This is a genomic window from Collimonas silvisoli (assembly GCF_018305005.1).
In the GTDB taxonomy this organism is placed as follows: domain Bacteria; phylum Pseudomonadota; class Gammaproteobacteria; order Burkholderiales; family Burkholderiaceae_D; genus Collimonas; species Collimonas silvisoli.
This window is the reverse complement of record NZ_JAGQEG010000091.1, coordinates 1-22891: the sequence shown is the minus strand read 5'-3', so window position 1 is coordinate 22891 and position 22891 is coordinate 1. Positions and strand designations below refer to the sequence as shown.

Genomic DNA, 22891 nt, shown 5'->3' with positions numbered 1-22891 from the left:
AGCGCACGTTTTGGTTGGAACCCTTCGGGAACGGCTGCAGGCGTCGCATGCCGTTGTTGCAGCTCCTTCCCGTGGCACCGCCACGTCGCGTCGCTGCGCCTAGGCACGCAACGCCTGCCGCGCGTTCGCATTCCCAAATCATATGTCAACACGCCCTCGGCCTTGGCCACTTCTCATCGAAAACCGGCAGGCAAGTTAAAATATCGGATTAACCGAGGAATTTATGACTGACGTTTGGAAACCCTCTGTCACAGTTGCCGCGATCATAGAGCGCGACGGCCGCTTCTTGCTGATTGAAGAAGCGACCAGTGACGGCATCCGCATCAACCAGCCAGCCGGCCATCTCGATCCCAACGAGTCGCTGCTGCAGGCGGTCGTGCGCGAAACGCTGGAAGAAACGGCGCACGATTTCACTCCTACCGCGCTGGTTGGCATGTATATGGCGCGTTATATTTCGGCACGTACCGGCAAAGCGGTCACTTACTTGCGTTTCGCTTTCTGCGGCGACCTCGGCGCCCGCCACGATCAGGCGCTCGATCACGGCATCTTGCGCACCCTGTGGATGTCGCGCGACGAACTGGCGGCTTGCCCGGAACGCCACCGCAGTCCGCAAGTGTTGCTGTGCATCGACGATTATCTGCGCGGCCAGCGCGCACCGTTAGCCATGCTGAATACCCATCCAAGCGCCTATCAGGTGGCCCATGTCTAATAAAAAACGCGTGGTCATCGGCATGTCGGGCGGGGTCGACTCCTCGGTTTCTGCCTGGATGCTGAAACAGCAAGGTTATGAAGTCATCGGCCTGTTCATGAAGAATTGGGAAGACGACGACGATTCCGAATACTGCTCGACCCGGCAGGATTGGATCGATGCGGTCAGCGTCGCCGATGTGATTGGGGTCGATATCGAAGCAGTGAATTTTGCCGCCGAGTACAAAGACCGGGTATTCGCCGAATTCCTGCGCGAGTATCAGGCTGGGCGCACCCCCAATCCGGACGTGCTGTGCAATGCCGAAATCAAGTTCAAGGCTTTCCTCGATCACGCCATGAAGCTGGGCGCCGACCTGATCGCCACCGGCCATTACGCCCGCGTGCGGCAAGCCGCTTCGGGCCGCTTCGAGTTGTTGAAAGCGGTCGACGCCAGCAAGGATCAAAGCTATTTCCTGCATCGCCTGAACCAGTCGCAATTGTCGCGGACCTTGTTCCCGCTGGGTGAAATCGAGAAAACCGAGGTGCGCAAGATCGCCGAGCAGATCCAGTTGCCGAATGCCAAAAAGAAAGATTCGACCGGCATCTGCTTTATCGGCGAACGGCCATTCCGCGAATTCCTGAATCGTTATCTGTCCTACCAGCCCGGGCCGATGAAGACTCCGGGCGGCGACGTGGTGGGCGAACATGTAGGCTTGAGTTTTTACACGCTAGGCCAGCGCAAGGGCATCGGCCTGGGCGGCATGAAGACGCACAAGAATGCCGGCGGCGATAGCGATCCCTGGTATGTCGCCAGGAAAGATGTAGAAAACAACACTTTGTACATTGTTCAGGGGCACGATCACCCATGGCTGCTGTCGTCGACGCTGCAAGCCGGCCAACTCAGCTGGGTTGCCGGTGAAGCGCCGGACAGCGGCCGCTTGTCGGCCAAGACGCGCTATCGGCAAGCTGATATGGCTTGTGCCTTTGACAGTCTGTTGCTGCCTGAAGCGGAGAATTTCACGCTCAAATTCACCGATCCGCAATGGGCCGTCACTCCCGGCCAATCTGCCGTGCTGTATGACGGCGATGTCTGCCTCGGCGGCGGCATTATCGAGTCGTCAGGCAACGCTGCCTGATATGGTTTTTTGCATCTTCATGATGCAAAACCGGCTCTACTCCGGCTGGTCGCCCTGACCAGCCGCTCACCTACAGCAGCTCGTCTAAGCTTTATCAAAGCTTGTTTTGTTGCGGCTCAACAACAATATTTCCTTTTAGTTCCCATTAATTATTTCTATTTTAGGAACAGTTAATTTCCGATATGACCATTTATTGTTGATCGTGGAATCTCTACACTGAGCTTCATCGATGGGCGCAACACACAAGCAAGATCAACAACGCAAGTGCGCCGCTCACCGAGGCAGGATCCGACGGGCTGCAATTCCGCCTGTTCCGCCGAGCCCGGTGCCATCAACCTCTTGGAGAAAAACATGAATGCCAAACAATTTATCGCAGGTCTCGCAATCTTAGCTGTCGCTGGCAGCGCCATGGCTGTTACCCCATATCCACCTGAAACACCGTTCGTCTCGACTAAATCGCGTGCCGATGTCCAGGCCGAACTGGTGCAAGCACAGAAAGACGGTTCGCTGGCCGTGGCCCGCAACTCCTATCCTACTGTCGCTGCCGCAGGCAAGCCGGTCAGCCGCGCTGAAATCGTGAGCCAGATCAACAAGCCAGAACCGTCGGTCTATAGCGGCAACTAAGCTGTAAAAAAAACATCTGATGCGACACTGACTCTGCGAGTTTTCGGAGTTACGCAAAACGCCAGCAATGCTGGCGTTTTGCTATTATTCAGTCATATCCTCGTTCGCCGCCAGACTCGGGGCTGAACAAGGCGCACGCGCCCCAGCCAATAAACGTTCAGACCTCTCAAGTCATCATAATTCGGGTTCACATGCGGTTATATATCCCCTCCAAGCCTTATCCTTCGGCCAAGCTGTTGCTGACGTGCTCCTTGGCACTCGCTTTAAGCGCCTGCGCTGATTTTTCAGGCATAAGCCCGCAATCCAAATTAGCGGATGGCAATTCGCTGTCTGCCGGCGCGGAACTGACAAGCATCGCCAACACCGCATGGCCGACCAGCGCCTGGTGGCAAAGTTATCGCGATCCGCAGCTTGATACCCTGGTGCAACAAGCGATTGCCGACAGCCCCAACCTGAAGATCGCCCAGGCCCGTATCCGCCAGGCTTCGTCATTGGCCGGCGTGGCTCGTGCCGCTACCTTGCCCAAGGTTGGCGCCGAAGCTAGCAGCACCCGCGGTTTGTACTCAACCGAATACATCTTTCCGCCGCCGCTGGGCGGCAGCTGGAACTGGGACAACGAATTTACCGTCAAGGCCAGTTACGATCTCGACCTGTGGGACAAGGATCGCAGTGCGCTCGAATCGGCGCTCGATACGGTCCATGTCAGCGCCGCCGAAGCCCGCAGCGCCCAGTTGAATCTGGAAGTGGCCGTGGTGCGCGGCTATCTGCAATTGGCGACCCAATACGCACTGCGCGATATCGCCAGCTCGACGCTGACACAGCAAACTTCGATCGCCAGCATCGCCCAACGGAAACTGACTGCCGGCCTCGGCACCAAGCTGGAACTCAGCCAGGCCGAAACCGCGTTGCCGGAAGCGCGCGCCGACATCGAAAAAATCGACGAAAACATCGCCTTGCTGCGTAACCAGATTGCCGCCTTGAGCGGTAAAGGCCCCGGCAGCGGCGATGCGATTCAGCGGCCGCAACTGGCGGCTCGTCTGGTCGGCGCTGACAACAGCGCGCCACTCGCCGTCGGCTTGCCCGACAATGTGCCGGCGCATCTGATCGGCCGCCGTCCGGACGTGATTGCGCAACGCTGGCGGGTCGAAGCCATGGACAAGAATATCGATGCCGCCAAGGCGGCCTTTTATCCGGATATCAATATCTCCGCCTTCATCGGCTTGCAAGCGCTCGGCTTTACCCATTTCCTGAGTTCAGCCGCGAGCGTGCGCGGCGCCGGGCCGGCAATTTCGCTGCCGATTTTTGAGGGCGGCCGCCTGCGCGCCAATCTCGGTGCCCAAACCGCCGCACTCGATGCTGCGATCGAAAGCTACAACAACACCCTGGTGCAGGCGCTGCAAAGCGTAGCCGACCAGATCATCAAATTGAAATCGCTGCAACAGCAGCGCGGACAGTCGGAACAGGCGCTGGCGCTGGCAACGCAATCCTACGATCTGGCCAAGCGCGGCTACCAGGCCGGCCTGACCGCCAATATCAATGTGATTCAAACCCAACTGGTCTTGCTGCAGCAACAGCAACATGTGACGCAAATCCGTGCCGGTTATCTGGATAGCTGGGCGCAGCTGATGCAGGCGCTGGGCGGCGGCCTGGGCGACGATTTGCCGCAGCCGGCAAGCACGGGTGCGGCAGAAATTGCGGCAGAAAAATAAGCGACGCCGACCATGAGCGACATTGCAAGCAGCCGGAATCGCTGGCTGGATCATTTAAAACATGCGGCCGTCACCTGGGTGGAAGGCCACGGCCAGGATTTGCTGTACATCAGCAAAATCCTGCTGGCGACGATGCTGGCGCTGGGCCTGTCCTTATTATTCGACCTGTCCAAGCCAGGCACCGCGATGGTCACCGTCATCATCGTGCTGCAACCGCGCAGCGGCCTGGTGCTGGCCAAAGGCTTCTATCGTTTTATCGGCACCTCGGTCGGGGTCGTCATGTCGATCATCCTGGCCGCCTCGTTTTCGCAGCAACCAGTCTTGTTCCTGGTTGCCGGCGCCTGCTGGGTCGCCCTCTGCACTGCCGGCTCGACCGTATTCCGCAATTTTCAATCGTATGCCTTCGTGCTGGCCGGCTATACTCTGGTGATCGTCGGCTTGCCGGCGGCGCTGCAGCCGGATCAGGCTTTCGATATCGCCATGACGCGTCTGAGCGAAGTGATGCTGGGCTTGCTGTGCGCCGGGATAGTCAGCGATGTGCTGTTCCCCAAACACTTGTCCGACGTCTTGCTGCTGACTGCACGCAAGCGCTTCGCCGATTTCAAGACATTCATAGCACTGGACGACGTTAGCGCCGACTCGCGGCCAGTGCGGGAGCGCATGGTGTTGCGCTTTATAGGCGAAGTCGTTTCGCTTGAAGCCTTGCGCACCTCATCGGTATTTGAAAGCGCTGCCGGCCATCAGCAAAGCCTGCGGCTAAGGCAGTTAAATAACGCCTTCATGACCGCCTCCACCACCTTTCACTCGCTCGACCAGCTGTTCGGCCGCCTGCAAACCAAGGGCAAACTAAGCACGCTCAATGCCTTGTTGATGGAGTACAAAGCGATCGTGCGCGCGCTCTCCAGCCACGATCGCACGCTGCTGGCGCAGGTGCGCGGCGGGCTGCCGCAACGCCTGATCGCCTTGCGCCGCGGCCTGGCTGCCAGCAGCGAGAGCGGCAGCAGCAATCTGCTCGATTTCGACTCGGCCACCGAGTTGCTGGCCAGATTTGCCGACGAACTGCAGGTCTACGCAAGAATCCATGCAGTCGTGATCCAGACCGAGATACATAAACCGGACGAAGCTCATCTGATCGCGCATTATGTCGCACGCACCGACCCGACGCTGGTCGTGACCTCGGCATTGCGCGCGGCGATCGGCTTTGGCGTATCGTCGCTATTCTGGATACAATCCGGCTGGGTTTCCGGCACCGACGCCGTCGTCATGGCAACCGTCGTCAGCGCCCTGTTTGCGGCAGCTCCCTCCCCCGCCAAGATAGTCAAGCAGTTCATCATCGGCGCCGCGCTAGGCGGATTTTTCGGTTTCCTGTCGGTGTATTACCTGCAATCGCAAGCCGAAAATTTCACCATGCTGTGCCTCTCGCTGGCGCCGTTCATCCTGATCGGCGCCTGGCTCAGCACCACCAGGAAGTATGCCGGCATCGGCACCGGCATATTGCTGTTCTTCCTGTCCTACGCCAACATCAGCAGCAACTATCAGTTCGACATGCCGGTGCTGCTCAACGGCATGACCGGCGGCTTGACCGGGGTTGCCATCGCCTGGGTCATGTATCAAATCATCGATCCATCCGATAGCAGCTGGATCAAACGCCGACTGGCGCGGGCGTTAAGACGTCAGGTGGTAGAGGCTTGCAACCGGCCGTTACCCGGATTGCCGGCCCGCTTCGAAAGCGGCACGCGCGATTTGCTGTCGCGCTTTGCGATTACCCACTCGCTGGATAATCCGGATGACCGCGATGTCATGACCTGGCTATTGTCCGTACTGGAAATCGGCCGCGCCGTACTCCAGTTGCGGCAGGAAACACTGAGTGTCACAGATGCTGCGGCGCAGAGCAAAATCGAACAATGCATACGCAACATCGCCTATCTTTTTGCGCGCCCCAGCCAACCCCGCTTGCGTGCTGCGCTGGACGCCGTGCTGGCGGCGATCGCCGTTTGCGACAAGCTGCCGCCCGTGCTCGCCAACCTGCATCTGATGCGCGGCGCCATGCTGGAACGCGTTACCGTGCTGACTCCCGCAGAAACCTCACCTATCACTTCGGAGACTTGATTATGCCGCGCGAATTCGCACTATTCGATGCGCTCATTCCGACCTTGCTGTTGGTATTTATCGGTTGTCTGTTTTTACAGATGGCAATCGATTGGGCGTTCACCCGCCTGGGTTTGTTTCGTTATGTCTGGCATCCAAACCTGTTCCGGATTGCCCTGTTCTTTTGTATTTTCGGTGGTGCCGGGCTGTGGTTGCACGCAGTTTAATTTGCCATAAAAATTTGTTCTAAGGTCGACATGAAATCATCAACCATTTTAAAAACCCTGCTGCAGGTAGCGATCACGCTGATTGTGGTGCTGATCGCCTTCCTGCTGGCGCGCGCATTGTGGGAGCGCTACATGAATACGCCCTGGACCCGCGATGGCCGTGTGCGCGCCGACGTCATCAGCGTCGCCGCCGATGTCTCCGGCATCGTGGTCGCGGTGCCGGTAGCCGACAACAGCTATGTCCGCAAAGGCGATCTGCTGATGAAGATCGATCCGGCGCGCTATACGCTGGCGCTGGCCCAAGCCGAGGCGGTGGTAGCCGAACGCCGCATCGGCCTGAGCACCAAACAGCGCGATGCGGCACGCCGCGCCAAACTGGATGGCGATCTGGTTTCCAATGAAAACCGCGAGAATTCCAGCGCCGACGCCTCCGCCGCCCAGGCCATGTATCAAGCGGCACTGGCGGCGCGCAACAGCGCCAAGCTGAACCTGGACCGCACTGAAGTGCGGGCCACGGTGGACGGCTGGATCACCAACCTCAACGTCCATGCCGGCGACTTCGCTCAAGCCGGCAGCCCCAAGCTGGCGGTGCTTGATGCCCATTCATTCTGGGTGTACGGCTATTTCGAAGAAAACAAACTGCCCTTGATGAAAGTCGGCGACGCCGTCGACATGCGCCTGCTCGGCAGCGAGCAGATCATCGACGGCCATATCGACAGCATCTCGCGCGGCATTACCGACCGCGATAACGCACTTGGCAGCTACGGCCTGGCCAATGTGAATCCGAGCTTCAACTGGGTCCGGCTGGCACAGCGCGTGCCGGTACGCATCCATATCGATAAAGTGCCGGATGGCATAACGCTGGCGGCAGGCATGACTTGTACCGTGATTGTCAAACCGGGACAACGGTCGGCGGCAACGACACAGCAATAATCGAGGCAGACCGGATGCAGCGGCATGCGCTCCGTAGCCCGTTAAATCGGTGCCCCCATTTAACTACAGTAGGTGACTGCGCCATCCCAGCGAGCGATATTTAACATAGAATCAACGTCAATTACCGACCTTGCCGATTGACGCAAGCCACACTGCCGCAGCTTCGCATACTTGCCGAAACAGCATAAAATCGGGATACACCCACATACCGCCAGGAGGCGCATGAGCGCTGCACCGTCACAACATGCCGACCTGAACCCGCCGCCCCCCGTCAAACGGGCGTACCTGCCGGACCTGGTTGCCGGCCTGTCGATTGCCGGGCTGCTGCTGCCCGAAGCGGTAGCTTATTCCAGCATTGCCAACCTGCCGCCGCAAGCCGGGGTGATCGCGCTGTTTGCCGGCCTGCTCTGCTACGGCTTGTTTGGCAGCAGCCGCTTTGCGATCGTCTCTGCCACCTCCTCCTCTGCAGCGGTGCTGGCGGCGGCCACGGCATCCATGGCAAACGGCGACAATGGCCTGAGAATAACGCTGGCAATCGGGCTGGTGATGCTCACCGGTTTGTTTTTTCTGCTGGCCGGATTGGCCCGCATGGGCAGCGCCACCGATTTCATCGCCACACCGGTATTGCGCGGCTTTGCTTTCGGCCTGGCGATTGTCATCATTCTCAAGCAATTTGCCGGCGTGGCCGGCGTCCATCCGGAACATAGCGACATGACCCGCTTCATCCCCGAAATGCTGGCACAGATCGCGCATTGGAACTGGATCAGCGTCGCCGCGATGGCGCTGGCGCTGGCTTTGCTGTATCTGTTTTCCTACCTGCGCCGGATACCGGGCGCACTACTGGTGATCGTGGTCGGCGTCGCCGCCGGCCAGTGGCTGCATCTGACTCAATATGGCGTCGACCTGGTGGGCAGCATCCAGCTGCAGCTGGCAACGCCGACGCTGCCCGTGCTGTCGCGCGCCGACTGGCTGCGCCTGGGCGAACTCGGTTTTGCCATGGGCATGATCTTGTACGCCGAATCGTATGGCTCGATCCGCAGCTTTGCCATCAAGCACGGCGACCCGGTAGCGCCCAACCGCGATTTGCTGGCGCTGGGCGCGTCCAATTTGCTGTCTGGACTATTTCACGGCATGCCAGTCGGCGCCGGTTATTCAGCCACCTCCGCCAATGAAGCCGCCGGCGCCACCTCGCGCCTGTCGGGCTGGGTGGCGGCGCTGGTGATGCTGGCGATCGTGCTGACGCTGTTGCCGGCCATCGCCCTGACACCGCAGCCGGTGCTGGCCGCGATCGTGATTCACGCCGTCGGCCACACCCTCAATCCGGCCATCTTCCGTCCCTATTTCCGGTGGCGCCGCGATCGCCTGGTAGTCATCGCCTCGGTGATTGCGGTACTGTTGCTGGGCGTGCTGGACGGCTTGCTGGCTTCGATTGCGGTCAGCCTGCTGATGATGCTGCGGCAGTTCTCGCAATCGACCATTTCAGTGCTGGGCCGGCTTGGACAAGGCCATGACTACGTCAACATCCAAACCCATCCGGAAGCAAAGCCGGTATCCGGCATCATGATCCTGCGCCCCAACGAGCCGCTGTTTTTTGCCAACGCCGAACGCATCCTGGGCCAGGCGCGCCAGAACATCATGGCGGCCGGTGCAGATGTAGCTGCGGCTGCGCCGGTACATACCGTGATTCTCAGCCTGGAAGAATCGCCGGACCTGGACAGTTCCAGCCTGGAAGGCTTGCATGATTTTTTCGATTTTGCCGACAGCCGCGGCTTGCGCCTGTTACTGGCGCGCCTCAAGGACCCGGTGTATGACTGCATGAAAAACGCGGTGGCGCCGGGCTTTCCGCCGGAGTCCCTGAGTGCGCTCAGCGTCGCGGAAGCGGTACATCTGGCGCTGGCAGGCCAAACGATCACAGACCAATCTATCTAAACCCGATTCGGAGAATAAGCATGCATGTATGTTGGAAAACATTGGCGGCCGCGCTATGCGCGGGATTGACGATCACTGCAGTCAATTCAGCAAATGCGGCGGAAAATACAGCTGAGATTGCCTTTTCTTCTCAGCGTGATTTCACCGAAATCAGCCTGGTGATCAGAGATACCTATAATGCAAATCCGGATTCGATCGCACTGGAAGTCACACTTAGCCAGGACGCCCAGCAGCGCATGACAGCGGCAAGCAGTGCGGCGCTGGAGCAGGATCTGACGCTGGTCATCGATGGCAAGGCGGTGAGTACGTCGCACGTCCAGAATGTCGTCGATACGCCTCAATTACGGATCACCATGTCGAAGCAGGCCACCATGGAGTTACTACCGGCTTTGCTCGGCGTGAATGCCGGAGCAAACCTGCAGAGCGCACCGGTTGCGGCAGATCCGCCGCCACCCGCGCCGGCGTCCGAGGATGATATGAATGGCGCGCCAGCCAAAGAAGACACATATCGCCGAAAGTAACTGCAAGTAACAACAAGTAAACGCAAATAGGTGCAAGTAAGTCCAAATAAGCAGCATTGCTCGTAATTTTGCGAGCAATTTGTGCGGCCGCAAACAGTATCCAAAAATTTCCGATACTATAGTCAATCCATTGGCGTCTTAAAAAGCTGTCAACCGGATGCAGGAAACTCAGCGAAATTTTACGGGTCTCAAGCGGCTGCGCGACGATAGTGTGAAATATCGCCGATACTGCGGCGCCTCTGTATTTCTGACTAACTTATTTGCGCTTGGTATTTGCGCTAACTCATTCACGTCGATCACTTATTCACGTCACTTATTTACATCACTTATGCAACGCTACACAACCCCAGCCATCGTGCTGCACTGGCTGGTCGCCATTCTCATCATCGCCGCCTTTGCCCTGGGCCTGACCATGGTTGATATCCCGGGCCTGACGCCAACCAAACTGAAATATTTTTCATGGCATAAGTGGCTGGGTGTGACCGTACTCGGTTTGGCCTGTCTGCGTTTGTTATGGCGCAAAACACAAGGTGCGCCGCCCTATCCGGACAGCATGCAACTCTGGCAGCAGCACGCCGCGCATGCCTTGCACATCCTCTTGTATGTGCTGATCTTTGCGGTGCCGATCTCCGGTTATTTTTATAGCCTGGCTGCTGGCGTGCCGGTCACCTATCTCGGTATATTTCCGCTGCCAGTGCTGATGGCGCCTAATCCGGATTTGAAACCGGTTTTAAAACTGGTCCATTACACACTCAATATGATTATGCTGGCCGCAGTCTCCCTGCATGTACTGGCGGCGCTCAAGCATCACTTCATCGATCGCGACGACGTGTTAAAACGCATGCTGCCTTAAGTACGCTCCCTTACCCCCCCTAATCAAAGGAATACCAATGACATCCACGCGTTTTCTGTTACGTACTACAGTTGTCGGTCTGGTCGCCCTCGGCGCCACCTGGTCGGCCATTGCAACTCCTCTGAAACCCGATCTGGCCAAGAGCAATGTCACCATCGTGTTCAAGCAAATGAACGTGCCGGTGGAAGCCAAGTTCAAGCAGTTCACCGCGCAAATCGATTTCGACAGCGCCCAGCCGCAGGCTTCGAAAGCCAGTGTCGACATCGCCATTCCGAGCTTCGACCTGGGCGACCCCGAATACAATAAAGAAGTGCTGAAGAAAGAATGGTTCAACGCCCAGCAATTTGCCAAGGCCAGCTTTGTCGCAAGTTCGATCAAAGCCAGCGCAGGCGCACCTGCAGGCAGTAAATACGACGTTAGCGGAAAACTGACCATCAAGGGCAAGACTACCGATGTAAGCTTCCCCTTGAGCGTCAAGAAAGAAGGCAGCGCCCAGGTCTTCGACGGCAGCTTGCCGATCAAACGCCTCACCTACAATATCGGTGAAGGCGAATGGAAGGACACCAGCATGGTGGCGGACGAAATCATCATCAAATTCCACCTTGTAGCGAACTGATTCAATACAACTGATTTAATACTTTTCTCTCACAAAAAGGGTAATCAACAATGAAACTGAAACTCATCATCGCCTCCTTGCTGGCAGCCAGCGCAGCCAGCGCCTTCGCTACCGCGGACACCTATACCATCGACCCGAATCATACCTACCCAAGCTTCACCGCGGATCACATGGGGATCTCCTTCTGGCGCGGGAAATTCGAAAAAACCACCGGCAGCGTGACGCTGGACCGTGCCGCCAAGACCGGTTCTATCGACATCCATATCGATCCAAGCTCCATCGACTTCGGCCATGCCAAGATGAACGAGCACGCATCCGGCCCGGATATGTTCGATGTAAAAAAATACCCTGACGTTACCTACAAAGGCAACTCGGTGAAATTCGACGGCGACAAGCCGGTGGCAATCGACGGCGAACTGACCTTGCACGGCGTCACCAAGCCGGTCAAGCTGACCATCAATTCGTTCAAATGCATCCTGCATCCGATGCTGAAACGTGAAGTCTGCGGCGCCGATGCAACTGCTGAATTCAATCGCAGCGACTTCGGCATCAACTACGGTTTGCCAAAATTTGCGCCAGAAGTAAAACTGGCGATCCAAGTCGAAGCAATCAAGAGTAACTAGTCCCGTTGTAGCCATTGGCTACATGCAAGAAGCCGGCCGATAGATTATCGGCCGGCTTTTTTTATGGCGGCTTGGTCAAAGGGGATAAGCAATTCATCGCCCTGTAATACAGGCCCGATAAAATCCTGGCTTCGCTTTCCACTTCGCGGAGCACGCCATGTCGTCCAGCAATAGCCCCACCTCCAAACGCCGCAACTTCTTATGCAAGGTCACTGCAGGCGCAGGCGTGCTTCTGACCGGCGCACCGCTGCATAGCGTCATCGCACAAACTGGCGCGCCAGCTTTGATTACTTCCGACAAGCTGCGGCCGCAACTGCCCAGCGGCGTGATGAGCGGCGATATTACACGTGACAAGGCGATTATCTGGAGCCGCGCCGACCGCCCCTCGCGCATGATGGTGGAATACGCCAGCAACGAGAATTTCCAGAATGCGCATGCGCTGCAGGGACCGCTGGCGCTATCCGGCAGCGACTTCTCGGCCAGGGTGGATTTGAGCGGCCTGCCCAGCGGCCAAACCGTTTTTTACCGCGTGCGCTTTCAGGATATTCAGAATCCATCGGTTTACAGCGAACCTCTGAGCGGCAGCTTGCTGATTCCAGGCGGCGCCGAGCGCGATATCACTTTCGCCTTTTCCGGCGACGAAGCTGGCCAGGGCTGGGGCATCAACGAAGCATGGGGCGGCTACCGGATCTATGAGACGATGCGCCGCTTCAAACCTGATTTTTTTATCCACTCCGGCGACCAGATATACGCCGACAATCCCATCGAAAAAGAAGTCAAGCTCGACGACGGCACGCTATGGCAAAACCTGGTGACGCCGGCCAAGTCAAAAGTGGCGGAAACGCTGGACGACTATCGCGGCAATTTCGCCTATAACCTGCTGGACATCAACAAGCGCCGCTTTGCGGCGGAAGTGCCGTTCCTGGTGCAGTGGGACGATCACGAGGTGCGCAACAACTGGTATCCGGGCCAGAAAATCGGCGCTGCCGAAAGCCGTTACCAGGAGCGCGACCTGTCGACCCTGGCGGCCAATGCAAAACGCGCCATGTTCGAATACAACCCGTACCGGATCGAACCCAGCGATCCCGAACGGGTCTACCGCATGTTCAACTACGGCCCGCTGCTGGAAGTGTTCATGCTCGACGAACGCAGCTATCGCGGCGCCAACTCGCCGAATCGCCAAAGCGCTCTGACGCAGAATGCAGCTTTTCTCGGCGCAGCACAATTGCGCTGGATCAAACAGGCCTTGCTGCGCTCACGTTCGACCTGGAAAGTGATCGCCAGCGACATGCCGATCTCGATCGTGGTGCCGGATCTCAATCCGGATGTGCCGCAAGGTACTTTCGAAGCCTGGGCCAACGGCGATAACGGCAAGCCGCTCGGGCGCGAACTGGAAGTGGCCGATCTGCTCAAGTTCATCAAGCAACACGACATCAAGAACGTGGTATGGGTCACCGCTGACGTGCACTACGCTTCAGCCACCTACTATGCGCCGGAGAAAGCCAGTTTCACCGACTTCAAGCCGTTCTGGGAATTCGTCGGCGGCCCGCTGCATGCCGGCACTTTCGGTCCGGGCGAAATCGACCGCACCTTTGGCCCCGACGTGCGCTACGTCAGCATCCCCAGCGACATGAAGCAAAATCGTCCGCCCAGCGAGTTGCTGCAATTCTTCGGCATCGGCAAAATCGACGCCAAGAGCAAGGTAATGACGGTCTCTCTGCACAATATCGATGGCAAGGATCTGTTCAAGGTCGACCTGCAGCCCGAAGTTTAATCCCCTCCCCTTTGACTGGCTATCAATAGGGTTTACCCGACTTGCTCCCAACCAAGTGAAGCGCTACCATACAGCTGATCTTGCCATCTCGGCAAACAACCAACCACAGCGCTCCGCCCATGTTCCGCCTGCCCCGCTCATTGCGCCAGCTTGCCGTCTGCCTGGCCATGTTTGCAGCATTGCTGCCAAGCGTGGTGCAGTTGCTGCCTGTCGCCCATGGGCAGCCGCTTGGCTTAGGCGAACTGTGCAGCGCTGCCGGCCACGTCAAGGCGCCTGACTCCGGCAACCCCGCAGCGCCGGATCAAGACCATCAAGGCCATTGCCTGCTGTGTTTCATCCATGCGGCAGATATCGGCCTGCCGCCCAGCTTGAGCCGCTGGCTGGCCCCTGCCAGCACAGGTGTCGACCTGCCGCCCGCCTCATTCACTCTGCATGCCAGCGTCATCTGGCTCAAGCCGCAATCGCGCGGCCCACCAGCCTTTTCTTGATTTTGTCTGCTAGCGCAAACTTCCATGCATGGAAGTTTTCCTTCACGCCTAACAACTTAAACAGGAAACACCATGGCCACGCCATCACGCCGCCGTATTCGGCCTGCAGTATTACCGCTTGCTGCGCTCGCTCTTATCGCGCTAACTCCTCATTCTGCCCTGGCTTGCGCCAGTTGCGGCTGCACCCTCAGCTCCGACTGGGACAACCTCGGCATCGGCAGTTCATCCGGGCTGAAGATGGATATTCGCTACGATTACCTGAACCAGAATCAGCTGCGTAGCGGCAGCAGCACGATTTCGCCTGTCGCCGCCAGCCGGATTTCGAATAACGGCAATCCGCAAGAAGTCGAAAAATACACCCGCAATAATTATCTGACGCTGGGCCTCGACTACAGTTTCAATCCAGACTGGGGCGTCAATCTGCAACTGCCTTACATTGTGCGCAGCCATAGCACGCTAGGGACTGCGTCAGACGGTATTACGCCGGGTGATGGCGGCGGCCAGTACGATTCAAAAACGTCCAATATCGGCGATGTCAAGGTCATCGGCCGTTACCAGGGCTTTACGCCGGAGCATGATTTCGGCATCTTGTTCGGCCTGAAACTGCCCACCGGCAGCCATACTCAAACCGGCACGTCGAGCGATCCTACTGCACCAGGCCCGGTGCCTATCGATCGCGGCCTGCAACCAGGCAGCGGTACCACCGACGCCATCCTCGGCGCCTACTACATGGGTACGCTCAACCAGAACTGGGATTACTTTGCCCAAGGGATAGTGCAGAAGGCGCTGAATTCGAGGGATCAATATCGTCCTGGCGACGGCGCCAATCTGAACCTGGGCCTGCGCTATATGGGCAACACCAGCTTTACGCCGCAAATCCAGCTCAACGTGCGGCGCGTGCTGCATGATGTCGGCGCCAATGCAGACACCATCAGTACCGGCGGCACCCTGGTCTATATCAGTCCGGGAGTGTCGGTGCCGATCAGCCAGCAGGTCTCGCTGTACGGTTTTGTGCAATTGCCGGTCTACCAAAAAGTCAACGGCGTGCAACTGGCCCCGCGCTACACGGCGACTTTGGGGGCGCGCTACTCGTTCTAGCATGCGTGCGGCGGCCGGCGCTCAGTCGCCGGCTCGCACTAATGCCGCGGACATCATTGCTCTCTTAATAATAAAATGACAGGTTTCGGGTAAGGACAATATTTCCTTTAATGCATCAAGCAAGGCCTCAACACGCCCTTGACCAGAGATATCCGGTAGAAATATCACAATTGTTTTCAATTCCATCGATAGTTATGTCAGCCATATTCAATCTGACCGCGTTGATTACCTACCTCGGTCATATTGCCAGGTGCGGCGCACAACAGATTGCTTGGTCGTGCTGCAGGTAGACACATCGATACACACCGCGTGCGCCAGCTCGACGGCCACAAGAGCATCACTTACTCCATGGAGAAAAAAATGAAAGCAATGTTTATTTCAGCAGCAGTCGCAGCAGCCTTACTGACTTCCGTCGCCAGCTATGCCCAGGCACCGGCCGCGGCGCCAGCCGGCAGCACCGGCCTGTGCAAGGACGGCAGCTACTCTTCCAACGCTACCAAGAAAGGCGCTTGCGCCGGTCATAAGGGCGTAAAAGAATGGTATGCAGCAGCCGCCGCTGCGCCAGCTGCTGCAGCCGCACCTGCTGCTCCGGCAGCGGTACCTGCTGCTCCCGCTAAAGCAGCCGCTCCGGCAACAACACCGGCCGCAACCCCAGCTGCAACCCCGGCAGCGCCAGCCAAACCGGCAGTTGCAGCAAGCGCTCCTGCAGCCGGTGGCGGCCCAGGCCAAGTCTGGGTTAACGCCAGCAGCAAGGTATACCACTGCCAAGGCAGCAAATACTATGGCAAAACCAAGGCCGGTTCTTATATGACGGAAGCAGCGGCCAAGGCCGCCGGCAATCACGCCGACCATGGCAAAGCATGTAGCTGATAGATGTAGCTGATAGCCGATGACAACAGGCCCAAGGTTTTTGCAGGGCCTGTTGTCGTTTCTGGCAAGCCGCCATGAACAGCCGGCAGCGACGCCGACAAAATCTTCATTCGGTTTATCTATCTTTTACAATTGGACGACTATTTTCAGTGTTGTTTACGCTACCCTTACCGCTACTCTTATCGGGTAGTTTGAAGATGGTCAACTTTAAAAAGGAAATCTCATGGGCTTTATCGCTTGGTTGATAGTTGGCGCGATTGCAGGATGGCTGGCAGGCGTTCTGGTCAAGGGCGGCGGCTTCGGTCTGTTGGTCGATATCATCGTTGGTATCGTCGGCGCGTTCATCGGCGGCTGGTTAGCGGGAATACTGGGCATCCACGTCGGCAGCGGCATTATTGCTTCGATTGTGACAGCCACCATAGGCGCCGTGATCTTGCTGTTCATTCTGCGGCTTATCAAACGCGCCTGACTTTCAGCAATTCCAGAGCTATTTAAAAAACCCGCGTAAATGCGGGTTTTTCTTTTCCAGACGTGGAAAACAGGACTGGCCGCTGGCAAAATTTATTTAAAGTCATAAGCCATTTGCGCCTTCAGCCATAGCTGTTGCGCACTACGGTCGCAACGGCCTCTATATAGCCGAGAAAAGATGGCGCCGGCAGCAATCCTTCACTCAGTATCCGGCGCTGGTCGAAAATATAATTCAGCTTGGAAAAGCGGCCATACAACATCAATGCCTTGTGCAGCATACGGGGATTGATAGCCTCCTGCGCTGCATACTGCGCACTGAAGGACTGCGCCATCTGCTTCAACGCCGTTTCCGTCACGCGCTCGTAAGGCCGCTCCTCCGAGCTGGCGCTCATCTGCTGAAATGCCTGCAACAAATCGTCTACCATGCTGCCGCCGCTCTGCCACGCCGAGATGTGATACACCGGAAAATCGAGACTCTCCTTCAACGTCAAGGCTCGACCGCAGCCGCGATCGCGCCACAGGCGGTTATGGACTAGGGCTGACCATCGTCAAGAAAATTGCCGATCGCCTGGATGGCACGGTCCATGTCGGCAACTCCGATCTGGGCGGCGCGAAGTTTGTATTGAATTTTCCTTTATAGAGCGCAGCGGCGCAGCGCCAGCTTTTTCGCAGCCCCCATCAGTTTTACTTAGTCGGCCCTTATATGGACGTCCATATAAGGGCCGACTAAATAGCCTGATCCAATCAAGCATTAACGCGACTATCGAAAAACACGGCAAGCTCTACGCTTATGCGCTGATCGACGGCGTCTTTGACGACGACTTAAGCCGCCAGCTTTGGCAACATAGCATGCAAACCTATGCCGGCGTGGTCGGCGTGCCGGTGATTTTCGGCAGCGGCGACGATGTTTTTGTAGCGGAGAACCAACCGCTGTTTCCGCAGACTACGCTGGTCAGCGTCAAAACCGCCGATGGCAATACAGCAGCGTGTCGCTGTCGCCGCAACGCGCGCTGACATTATTGAGCGAAGGCGCGAAAACCGTGCTCGCCAATCTGCATGCCGCCCGGCCATTTGTCTTGCAGCCGGCGATTACGTGCAGACTACCTATCCCTTGCATCCGTGGCCTGTCGCCACAGCATTTGCATGCGATCTGACAAGAAATCAACATAGCTTTGCAAAGAAACTAGATGCGCCGCCGAATGAGTTGACGTATTATCAATAACAATATTGGTATTTTGTCATCCAACTTGGAGTTGCCGCCACTATGTTTACTTCCCCACGAACACTGAGTGTAAAAAGCGTTGCCATCCCAGAAATAGTGGGACAGCCCGCGTTGGTACCCGTGAGCATCAAAGGCGCCGAATCCCTCAATAGCCTATACGCCTATACAGTCATCCTCAAAACGCCGGATGCCTTGGTCAATTTCGGTTCGGCCGTCGATGATGACTTGGACTCTTTTTTAGGCAAAGAACTGACCGTAGAAATCCAGCTGGAAGGTTCAGGGAGTTTTGTTGCAGGCATGCCGGGCGGCAGTGGCTTAGCCAACGCCGGTGCCGGTGTACGTGAAATCTCCGGCCTGATCAGCACTGCGACAAGATTGCGCCAGGTCGGACGGTACCCCAGTTTCCCCAGGCAGTATGTAAAGAGTGCCTGAAAGCAGCAGTAGCAGCGCGTACTGCCGCTGGTTCCCCCACTCTTTGATGATAAGACGTAAGGAGAAAAAAACTATGTATTTCGGCGTTGACCCACACCATCCCGAGTTAAACAGCCTGGTCCAGACGACCGTTAGCGCGACTATCGAGAAGCGCGGAAAACTGTACGTCTACGCATTGGTAGACGGTACGTTTGACGATGATGTCGGGCGTCAGCTTTGGGAATACAGCAAGCAAGCCGATACTGGCGTCGTCTCGCTGTATGACAACACGGTATTAAGCGGGTATGAAGAATGTGCGCCGTTTCTGATGAATCTGTCGCCAGAGAACCTGCCTAAATTACTCAAATTCAGCGACGGCAAACCGATGCTGAGCCTATTGCAAAGTCCGCTGCCAATCAGGGTGCTGCAACAGCATTTTGCGGCATTTCTACAGATACGGACCACTTCGGACGGCATGCGCATGGTGCTGCGGTTTGCCGACACCATGTGCAGCCAGAATGTCCTGAACATGTTCAATGAGGCTCAGCGCAGCGCGTTCTGTTCCGGCTTCACCGTATGGCATCTGATTAACCGCAAAGGCACGCTGACCACCATCGACGGCACTTGTCTGGATGCGACAACCTATGTACAGCCCGCCGTGGGCGAAGGTAATGCTATCGACATCACTGACAAGCAATACGTCGGATTAATCGATGCTGGCGAGGCGGATTACATTTTGTGCGCTCTTGCCAAGCAAGCCTACCGTCTTGTGGCAGAGCGCACGCCCTCGACCCTGTACAGCATGATCCGCGGATTATTGAAACAGTTGACCGAATACGGTATCAAGAAGGACAAGGAGCGGTACGCCTTGGTGGCGCAGGCCATCATGTTCCCTGAGCGGGATCAAGCATTGGCATTGTTGGAAGATGCGCAAAAGCACGGTGCTGAGATTGCATTGCAACGATCAGCCTCATCGCATTGATCGCTAAAAATATATTCATACGAAGGAAATTCATGTGCCTCAAACATCTACTGATACTCACCGCGACGTTGGAATCGACCAATCAAGGGCGAAGATAACTGGATAGAAAAACCCACGACGATCAGACGCTACGACGAAGCCGGAGATCAGTTCGTTCATTTTTTTGCAAACAATGAGGTAAGGATAGTGTCATCTGCACGCTATGATTCATCAAGCCCTCTGCATCCCATTATTAAAAGCGTCACCATCGCACCACCGGAGGAGGAGTAAATGAACACCCAAATTCTACCCGCGCCGCTGAGTATTTCAGATCAAATTAAACGAGAATTTATGTGCATAAAACATTCACTACTACTCGTCGCGACGCTGGCACTCAGCGCTTGTGCCACAACGACACCGAGCACAGCACAAACTCCCATTCAGAAACCGTCCATGGTTGTCGATATATCGCTGGTGCCGGTATCGATAGCTTGTTTTTCCCATCCTGGCGTGGGTTACATCCACGGTTTTTATGTGAAAGAGCCTTTTAGTGAGCGGATGGCGGGTGGCCTGAGTTGTGGTGGCATAGGCGCTTTTGGCTACATGCTTCCCTTGAAGTGGCAACCGGGTATGAAAGTCAAGGTGCGTTGGAAACCGAATGCACGTGATTGGATAGAAAAAACCACGACGATCAAGCGATATGAAAAAGCTGAAACTCTCTATGTTCATTTCTTTGCGAACGATGAAGTTCGCGTGTTGTCGTCTTTTCATGGCTCACAAAATCCAAACCATCCAATCCTTAATAGCGCCACCGTCGCCCCGCCGGAGGAAGAATAAATGAACGCCCAAATTCAATCCGCGCCGCTGAGTATTACCGGTCATGCCGAAAATGAAATGACGCCGAGCGTTGCCGACGTATGCCGTCGTATTTTGCAAGAAGATCGGCCGACCGTCCATGCGCCTCCTTGCCAGAAATACGTCAACTATTGATCGCTAAAAATACATTCACACGAAAGAAATTCATGCGGCTTAAACATCTACTGATACTCACCGCGACGCTGGCACTCAGCGCTTGTGCCGCAACGGCACCGAACACAGCGCAAGTCCCCGTTAAAAAGCCGTCCATGGTGGTCGATATAGCGCTGGTGCCGGTATCGATAGCTTGTTTTTCTCATCCTGGCGTGGGTTACATTCACGATTTTTATGTGAAAGAGCCTTTTAGTGAACGGATGGCTGGGGGACTAAGTTGTGGCGGCCTTGTCGCCGGCGGCTACATGCTTCCCTTGAAATGGCAACCCGGCATGAAAGTCAAAGTGCGGTGGAAGCCGAATGGGCGCGATTGGGTAGAAAAAACCACCACGATCAAACGCTACGACGAAGCCGGGGATATTTTCGTTCATTTTTTTGCAAACGATGAGGTACGAGTAGTCTCGTCTGCTCGTTATGGTTCACAAAGTCCAAGGCATCCAATTCTTAAAGATGTCACGATTGCCCCACCGGAGGAAGAGTAAATGAACGCCCAAATTCAATCCGCGCCGCTGAGTATTACCGGTCACGCCGAAGGCGAAATGACATTGAGTGTTACCGACCTATGCCGTCGTATTTTGCAAGAAGATCGACCGACAGTCCATGCGCCTCCTTGCCAGAAATACGTCAACCATTGATCGCTAAAAATATATTCATGCGAAGGAAATTCATGCGCCTCAAACATCTACTGATACTCACCGCGACGCTGGCACTCAGCGCTTGTGCGGCAACGGCACCGAACACGGCGCAAGCGCCAAATCAGAAGCCGTCCATGGTTGTCGATATACCGATGACGTTTGTTGATATCGGATGTGTTGGTCATCCAGGTGTGTCTTATATTTACGCGTTTTACGTCAAAGAACCCTTTAGTGAGCGGATGGCGGGCGGTCTGAGTTGTGGTGGCATAGGCGCTTTTGGCTACATGCTCCCTAGACAATGGCAACCCGGTATGAAAGTCAAGGTGCGTTGGAAACCGAATGCGCGTGATTGGATAGAAAAAACCACGACGATCAAGCGATATGAAAAGGCTGGAACGCTCACGGTGCATTTTTTTGCAAACGATGACGTGCGGGTTGTGTCATCGCCTATTTATGCTCCAGAAAGCCCCCAGCACCCTATTCCTAAAAGTGTCACCATCGCCCCGCCGGAGGAAGAGTAAATGAACGCCCAAATTCAATCCGCGCCGCTGAGTATTACCGGCCACGCCGAAGGCGAAATGACGCCGAGCGTTGCCGACGTATGTCGCCGTATTCTGAAAGAAGATCGACCGACTATTCATGCACCTCCTTGCCAGAAATACGTCAACATTGGCCTGTTCTTCGATGGCACCAATAACAACATGATTCGTGATATACCACAGAAATGTCACACCAATGTCGTCAAATTATTTAATGCGCATAAAGATGTCGATGGTCTAGGCGCTTTGCAAGCACCTGGACATTACCGGATTTATATTCCCGGCTTAGGTACGCGCTTCCCCGAGAACCGGGAGTGGCGTGAAAGTGCCGAAGGTAAAGCGTTTGGCAAAGGCGGCGAAGCGCGGATTTTATACGCACTACTTCAGATTTATAACGCGGTGCATCAAGCATTTAGTGAAGGGGTTAGGATGTTTGATAAAGACGCCATCACCGCAAAAATCCAGCAATACGCCAGAGACGTGGCAACCAATGACCCACTGCGCGATGCCAGCGATCCGCGTCCCGACCGCCGTAGCTGGTTTGCAGACCTCACCAAGGAATTAGACCCGCTATTGCGCAAGGCCCGTAAAGACAGGCCGAAACCGGATATTCCGAAGATTACGCTGAACGTGTTCGGCTTTTCACGCGGCGCGGTAGAAGCGCGGGCGTTCTGCTACTGGTTTTCCGATTTGTTGAAAAAGGACGGCACCTTCGCCGGCATGGATGCCGAGATCGCCTTTTTAGGCTTGTTTGAGAGCGTGGCGTCGATAGGCTTGGCGAATTCCGCATCGGAAACAACACCTTTGTTCTTTGCCGATGGTCATTTTAGCTGGGCCAAGGAAATACGCGAGGCGCTCCCGCCCTGTGTCAAAAAAACCGTGCATTACATCGCCGCCCATGAGCAGCGCCGCAATTTTCCGATTACCCGCGTCAAAGGCCGCGATGTCACGGAATACCTCTACCCTGGCGTGCATAGCGATGTCGGCGGCGGTTACAGCCCTGGCGATCATGGGCGCGGAGTACGCATGGGGATGATGGTGTCGCAAATCCCGTTATTGCATATGCACAGGGAGGCGAGCCGCGCCGGAGCGCCTTTGTTGTCCTATTCCGAGATGGCGTCGGACTTAAAAGAGGATTACGACATCGACAGCGATTTGAGCGCTGCCTGGAATAGGTATATGGCCGCCCTGGAATTCCCGACCGACGCGAACAAAGTTGTGACGGGGAATTATCAGGAAATGGTGCAGAAGCATATGGAACTGTATTGCGGTTTCCGCCGCAGGTGGCTCAATGAATTCACGGATTTGCCTTCGTATGATCGTGCCAGCGCACAAGACAAGGAAGACCTGAATAGCTACAACAATTTGTTGAAAGGCGATTTGGCGCTATTGCGCAAGCGAAAAGATTTTGCGGCACAAGGCAGCGGCGGTGATCGTCGTATTTATCTCG

The 22891-nt window shown here is 56.1% G+C and carries 28 protein-coding genes; 27 read left to right on the top strand and 1 reads right to left on the bottom strand.

Going from position 1 to position 22891, the window contains the following annotated elements; genetic code table 11:
• The first annotated feature begins 223 nt into the window (after positions 1-223).
• From KHU33_RS20670 to KHU33_RS20590, 17 genes are all read left to right on the top strand, one after another.
• Positions 224-709, top strand: a complete 486-nt coding sequence (locus KHU33_RS20670) for an NUDIX hydrolase (protein WP_211466387.1) — start codon at positions 224-226, stop codon at positions 707-709.
• Positions 702-1823 carry a tRNA 2-thiouridine(34) synthase MnmA gene (gene mnmA, locus KHU33_RS20665; protein WP_211466385.1) on the top strand — a complete coding sequence of 374 codons (1122 nt, stop codon included), beginning with the start codon at positions 702-704 and terminating at the stop codon, positions 1821-1823. The genes KHU33_RS20670 and mnmA overlap by 8 nt, the downstream gene beginning before the upstream one ends.
• A 351-nt stretch (positions 1824-2174) precedes the next feature.
• Positions 2175-2447, top strand: coding sequence for a DUF4148 domain-containing protein (locus KHU33_RS20660; protein WP_211466383.1), 273 nt, complete (start codon positions 2175-2177; stop codon positions 2445-2447).
• Between the two features lie 251 nt (positions 2448-2698).
• Positions 2699-4156, top strand: a complete 1458-nt coding sequence (locus KHU33_RS20655; protein ID WP_230414442.1) for an efflux transporter outer membrane subunit — start codon at positions 2699-2701, stop codon at positions 4154-4156.
• 12 nt (positions 4157-4168) lie between these two features.
• Positions 4169-6265, top strand: coding sequence for an FUSC family protein (locus tag KHU33_RS20650; protein WP_211466379.1), 2097 nt, complete (start codon positions 4169-4171; stop codon positions 6263-6265).
• A 2-nt stretch (positions 6266-6267) separates the two neighbouring features.
• On the top strand, positions 6268-6471 hold the full coding sequence (locus tag KHU33_RS20645) for a DUF1656 domain-containing protein (RefSeq protein ID WP_211466377.1): 204 nt from the start codon (positions 6268-6270) through the stop codon (positions 6469-6471).
• 30 nt (positions 6472-6501) lie between these two features.
• Positions 6502-7404, top strand: coding sequence for an efflux RND transporter periplasmic adaptor subunit (locus KHU33_RS20640; protein WP_211466375.1), 903 nt, complete (start codon positions 6502-6504; stop codon positions 7402-7404).
• A gap of 222 nt (positions 7405-7626) precedes the next feature.
• Complete coding sequence (locus KHU33_RS20635) at positions 7627-9333, top strand: SulP family inorganic anion transporter (RefSeq protein WP_211466373.1); 1707 nt, start codon at positions 7627-7629, stop codon at positions 9331-9333.
• Positions 9334-9353: 20 nt separating this feature from the next.
• Positions 9354-9854, top strand: a complete 501-nt coding sequence (locus KHU33_RS20630) for a hypothetical protein (RefSeq protein WP_211466371.1) — start codon at positions 9354-9356, stop codon at positions 9852-9854.
• A 328-nt stretch (positions 9855-10182) separates the two neighbouring features.
• Positions 10183-10707 (top strand): cytochrome b, encoded by a 525-nt coding sequence (locus tag KHU33_RS20625; RefSeq protein WP_211466389.1) that lies wholly within the window; start codon positions 10183-10185, stop codon positions 10705-10707.
• Between the two features lie 37 nt (positions 10708-10744).
• Positions 10745-11323: a YceI family protein gene (locus KHU33_RS20620; protein WP_211466369.1), complete on the top strand. Its 579-nt coding sequence runs from the start codon at positions 10745-10747 to the stop codon at positions 11321-11323.
• A 50-nt stretch (positions 11324-11373) separates the two neighbouring features.
• The gene (locus KHU33_RS20615) at positions 11374-11946 is read left to right on the top strand and encodes a YceI family protein (RefSeq protein WP_211466367.1); all 573 of its coding nucleotides are present in this window, start codon (positions 11374-11376) and stop codon (positions 11944-11946) included.
• Between the two features lie 157 nt (positions 11947-12103).
• A complete protein-coding gene (locus KHU33_RS20610) occupies positions 12104-13720 on the top strand; it encodes an alkaline phosphatase D family protein (RefSeq protein ID WP_211466365.1) in 1617 nt (538 codons plus the stop codon).
• Positions 13721-13839: 119 nt separating this feature from the next.
• Entirely contained in the window at positions 13840-14208 is a 369-nt protein-coding gene (locus tag KHU33_RS20605; RefSeq protein ID WP_211466363.1) for a DUF2946 family protein, read from the top strand.
• Positions 14209-14280: 72 nt separating this feature from the next.
• A complete protein-coding gene (locus KHU33_RS20600; RefSeq protein ID WP_211466361.1) occupies positions 14281-15306 on the top strand; it encodes a TonB-dependent receptor in 1026 nt (341 codons plus the stop codon).
• A 360-nt stretch (positions 15307-15666) separates the two neighbouring features.
• Positions 15667-16176 (top strand): DUF3761 domain-containing protein, encoded by a 510-nt coding sequence (locus KHU33_RS20595; RefSeq protein ID WP_211466359.1) that lies wholly within the window; start codon positions 15667-15669, stop codon positions 16174-16176.
• Between the two features lie 223 nt (positions 16177-16399).
• Positions 16400-16645, top strand: a complete 246-nt coding sequence (locus KHU33_RS20590; RefSeq protein WP_211466357.1) for a GlsB/YeaQ/YmgE family stress response membrane protein — start codon at positions 16400-16402, stop codon at positions 16643-16645.
• Positions 16646-16766: 121 nt separating this feature from the next.
• Here the strand turns inward: KHU33_RS20590 and KHU33_RS20585 are convergent, their stop codons facing one another.
• Positions 16767-17129, bottom strand: coding sequence for a hypothetical protein (locus KHU33_RS20585; RefSeq protein ID WP_211466391.1), 363 nt, complete (start codon positions 17127-17129; stop codon positions 16767-16769).
• On the opposite strand from KHU33_RS20585, the gene KHU33_RS26700 reads away from it, so the two are divergent.
• From KHU33_RS26700 to KHU33_RS20535, 10 genes are all read left to right on the top strand, one after another.
• Positions 17045-17284: an ATP-binding protein gene (locus KHU33_RS26700; RefSeq protein ID WP_211466355.1), complete on the top strand. Its 240-nt coding sequence runs from the start codon at positions 17045-17047 to the stop codon at positions 17282-17284. The genes KHU33_RS20585 and KHU33_RS26700 overlap by 85 nt on opposite strands.
• A gap of 209 nt (positions 17285-17493) precedes the next feature.
• The gene (locus tag KHU33_RS26535; protein ID WP_230414441.1) at positions 17494-17658 is read left to right on the top strand and encodes a M55 family metallopeptidase; all 165 of its coding nucleotides are present in this window, start codon (positions 17494-17496) and stop codon (positions 17656-17658) included.
• A 250-nt stretch (positions 17659-17908) separates the two neighbouring features.
• Positions 17909-18298, top strand: coding sequence for a hypothetical protein (locus KHU33_RS20570; protein ID WP_211466353.1), 390 nt, complete (start codon positions 17909-17911; stop codon positions 18296-18298).
• Positions 18291-19259 carry a DUF4123 domain-containing protein gene (locus tag KHU33_RS20565; RefSeq protein WP_211466351.1) on the top strand — a complete coding sequence of 323 codons (969 nt, stop codon included), beginning with the start codon at positions 18291-18293 and terminating at the stop codon, positions 19257-19259. The genes KHU33_RS20570 and KHU33_RS20565 overlap by 8 nt, the downstream gene beginning before the upstream one ends.
• Before the next feature lie 270 nt (positions 19260-19529).
• Positions 19530-20075 (top strand): DUF3304 domain-containing protein, encoded by a 546-nt coding sequence (locus tag KHU33_RS20560; protein ID WP_211466349.1) that lies wholly within the window; start codon positions 19530-19532, stop codon positions 20073-20075.
• Positions 20076-20228 (top strand): hypothetical protein, encoded by a 153-nt coding sequence (locus tag KHU33_RS20555; protein ID WP_211466347.1) that lies wholly within the window; start codon positions 20076-20078, stop codon positions 20226-20228.
• Positions 20204-20749 carry a DUF3304 domain-containing protein gene (locus KHU33_RS20550; RefSeq protein WP_211466345.1) on the top strand — a complete coding sequence of 182 codons (546 nt, stop codon included), beginning with the start codon at positions 20204-20206 and terminating at the stop codon, positions 20747-20749. Before KHU33_RS20555 ends, KHU33_RS20550 begins: the two co-directional genes overlap by 25 nt.
• On the top strand, positions 20750-20902 hold the full coding sequence (locus tag KHU33_RS20545) for a hypothetical protein (RefSeq protein WP_211466343.1): 153 nt from the start codon (positions 20750-20752) through the stop codon (positions 20900-20902).
• 32 nt (positions 20903-20934) lie between these two features.
• Positions 20935-21423, top strand: a complete 489-nt coding sequence (locus tag KHU33_RS20540; protein ID WP_211466341.1) for a DUF3304 domain-containing protein — start codon at positions 20935-20937, stop codon at positions 21421-21423.
• The coding region (locus KHU33_RS20535) for a T6SS phospholipase effector Tle1-like catalytic domain-containing protein (protein WP_211466339.1) at positions 21424-22891 on the top strand (1468 nt) is incomplete at its 3' end.

What these genes read in the sequence shown, in the direction of transcription:
- KHU33_RS20670 (WP_211466387.1), top strand. Translation starts at nt 224, where the DNA reads ATGACTGACGTTTGGAAACCCTCTGTCACAGTTGCCGCGATCATAGAG.
- mnmA (WP_211466385.1), top strand. Translation starts at nt 702, where the DNA reads ATGTCTAATAAAAAACGCGTGGTCATCGGCATGTCGGGCGGGGTCGAC.
- KHU33_RS20660 (WP_211466383.1), top strand. Translation starts at nt 2,175, where the DNA reads ATGAATGCCAAACAATTTATCGCAGGTCTCGCAATCTTAGCTGTCGCT.
- KHU33_RS20650 (WP_211466379.1), top strand. Translation starts at nt 4,169, where the DNA reads ATGAGCGACATTGCAAGCAGCCGGAATCGCTGGCTGGATCATTTAAAA.
- KHU33_RS20645 (WP_211466377.1), top strand. Translation starts at nt 6,268, where the DNA reads ATGCCGCGCGAATTCGCACTATTCGATGCGCTCATTCCGACCTTGCTG.
- KHU33_RS20640 (WP_211466375.1), top strand. Translation starts at nt 6,502, where the DNA reads ATGAAATCATCAACCATTTTAAAAACCCTGCTGCAGGTAGCGATCACG.
- KHU33_RS20635 (WP_211466373.1), top strand. Translation starts at nt 7,627, where the DNA reads ATGAGCGCTGCACCGTCACAACATGCCGACCTGAACCCGCCGCCCCCC.
- KHU33_RS20630 (WP_211466371.1), top strand. Translation starts at nt 9,354, where the DNA reads ATGCATGTATGTTGGAAAACATTGGCGGCCGCGCTATGCGCGGGATTG.
- KHU33_RS20625 (WP_211466389.1), top strand. Translation starts at nt 10,183, where the DNA reads ATGCAACGCTACACAACCCCAGCCATCGTGCTGCACTGGCTGGTCGCC.
- KHU33_RS20620 (WP_211466369.1), top strand. Translation starts at nt 10,745, where the DNA reads ATGACATCCACGCGTTTTCTGTTACGTACTACAGTTGTCGGTCTGGTC.
- KHU33_RS20615 (WP_211466367.1), top strand. Translation starts at nt 11,374, where the DNA reads ATGAAACTGAAACTCATCATCGCCTCCTTGCTGGCAGCCAGCGCAGCC.
- KHU33_RS20610 (WP_211466365.1), top strand. Translation starts at nt 12,104, where the DNA reads ATGTCGTCCAGCAATAGCCCCACCTCCAAACGCCGCAACTTCTTATGC.
- KHU33_RS20605 (WP_211466363.1), top strand. Translation starts at nt 13,840, where the DNA reads ATGTTCCGCCTGCCCCGCTCATTGCGCCAGCTTGCCGTCTGCCTGGCC.
- KHU33_RS20600 (WP_211466361.1), top strand. Translation starts at nt 14,281, where the DNA reads ATGGCCACGCCATCACGCCGCCGTATTCGGCCTGCAGTATTACCGCTT.
- KHU33_RS20595 (WP_211466359.1), top strand. Translation starts at nt 15,667, where the DNA reads ATGAAAGCAATGTTTATTTCAGCAGCAGTCGCAGCAGCCTTACTGACT.
- KHU33_RS20590 (WP_211466357.1), top strand. Translation starts at nt 16,400, where the DNA reads ATGGGCTTTATCGCTTGGTTGATAGTTGGCGCGATTGCAGGATGGCTG.
- KHU33_RS26700 (WP_211466355.1), top strand. Translation starts at nt 17,045, where the DNA reads ATGCCTGCAACAAATCGTCTACCATGCTGCCGCCGCTCTGCCACGCCG.
- KHU33_RS26535 (WP_230414441.1), top strand. Translation starts at nt 17,494, where the DNA reads ATGCAAACCTATGCCGGCGTGGTCGGCGTGCCGGTGATTTTCGGCAGC.
- KHU33_RS20570 (WP_211466353.1), top strand. Translation starts at nt 17,909, where the DNA reads ATGTTTACTTCCCCACGAACACTGAGTGTAAAAAGCGTTGCCATCCCA.
- KHU33_RS20560 (WP_211466349.1), top strand. Translation starts at nt 19,530, where the DNA reads ATGAACACCCAAATTCTACCCGCGCCGCTGAGTATTTCAGATCAAATT.
- KHU33_RS20555 (WP_211466347.1), top strand. Translation starts at nt 20,076, where the DNA reads ATGAACGCCCAAATTCAATCCGCGCCGCTGAGTATTACCGGTCATGCC.
- KHU33_RS20545 (WP_211466343.1), top strand. Translation starts at nt 20,750, where the DNA reads ATGAACGCCCAAATTCAATCCGCGCCGCTGAGTATTACCGGTCACGCC.
- KHU33_RS20540 (WP_211466341.1), top strand. Translation starts at nt 20,935, where the DNA reads ATGCGCCTCAAACATCTACTGATACTCACCGCGACGCTGGCACTCAGC.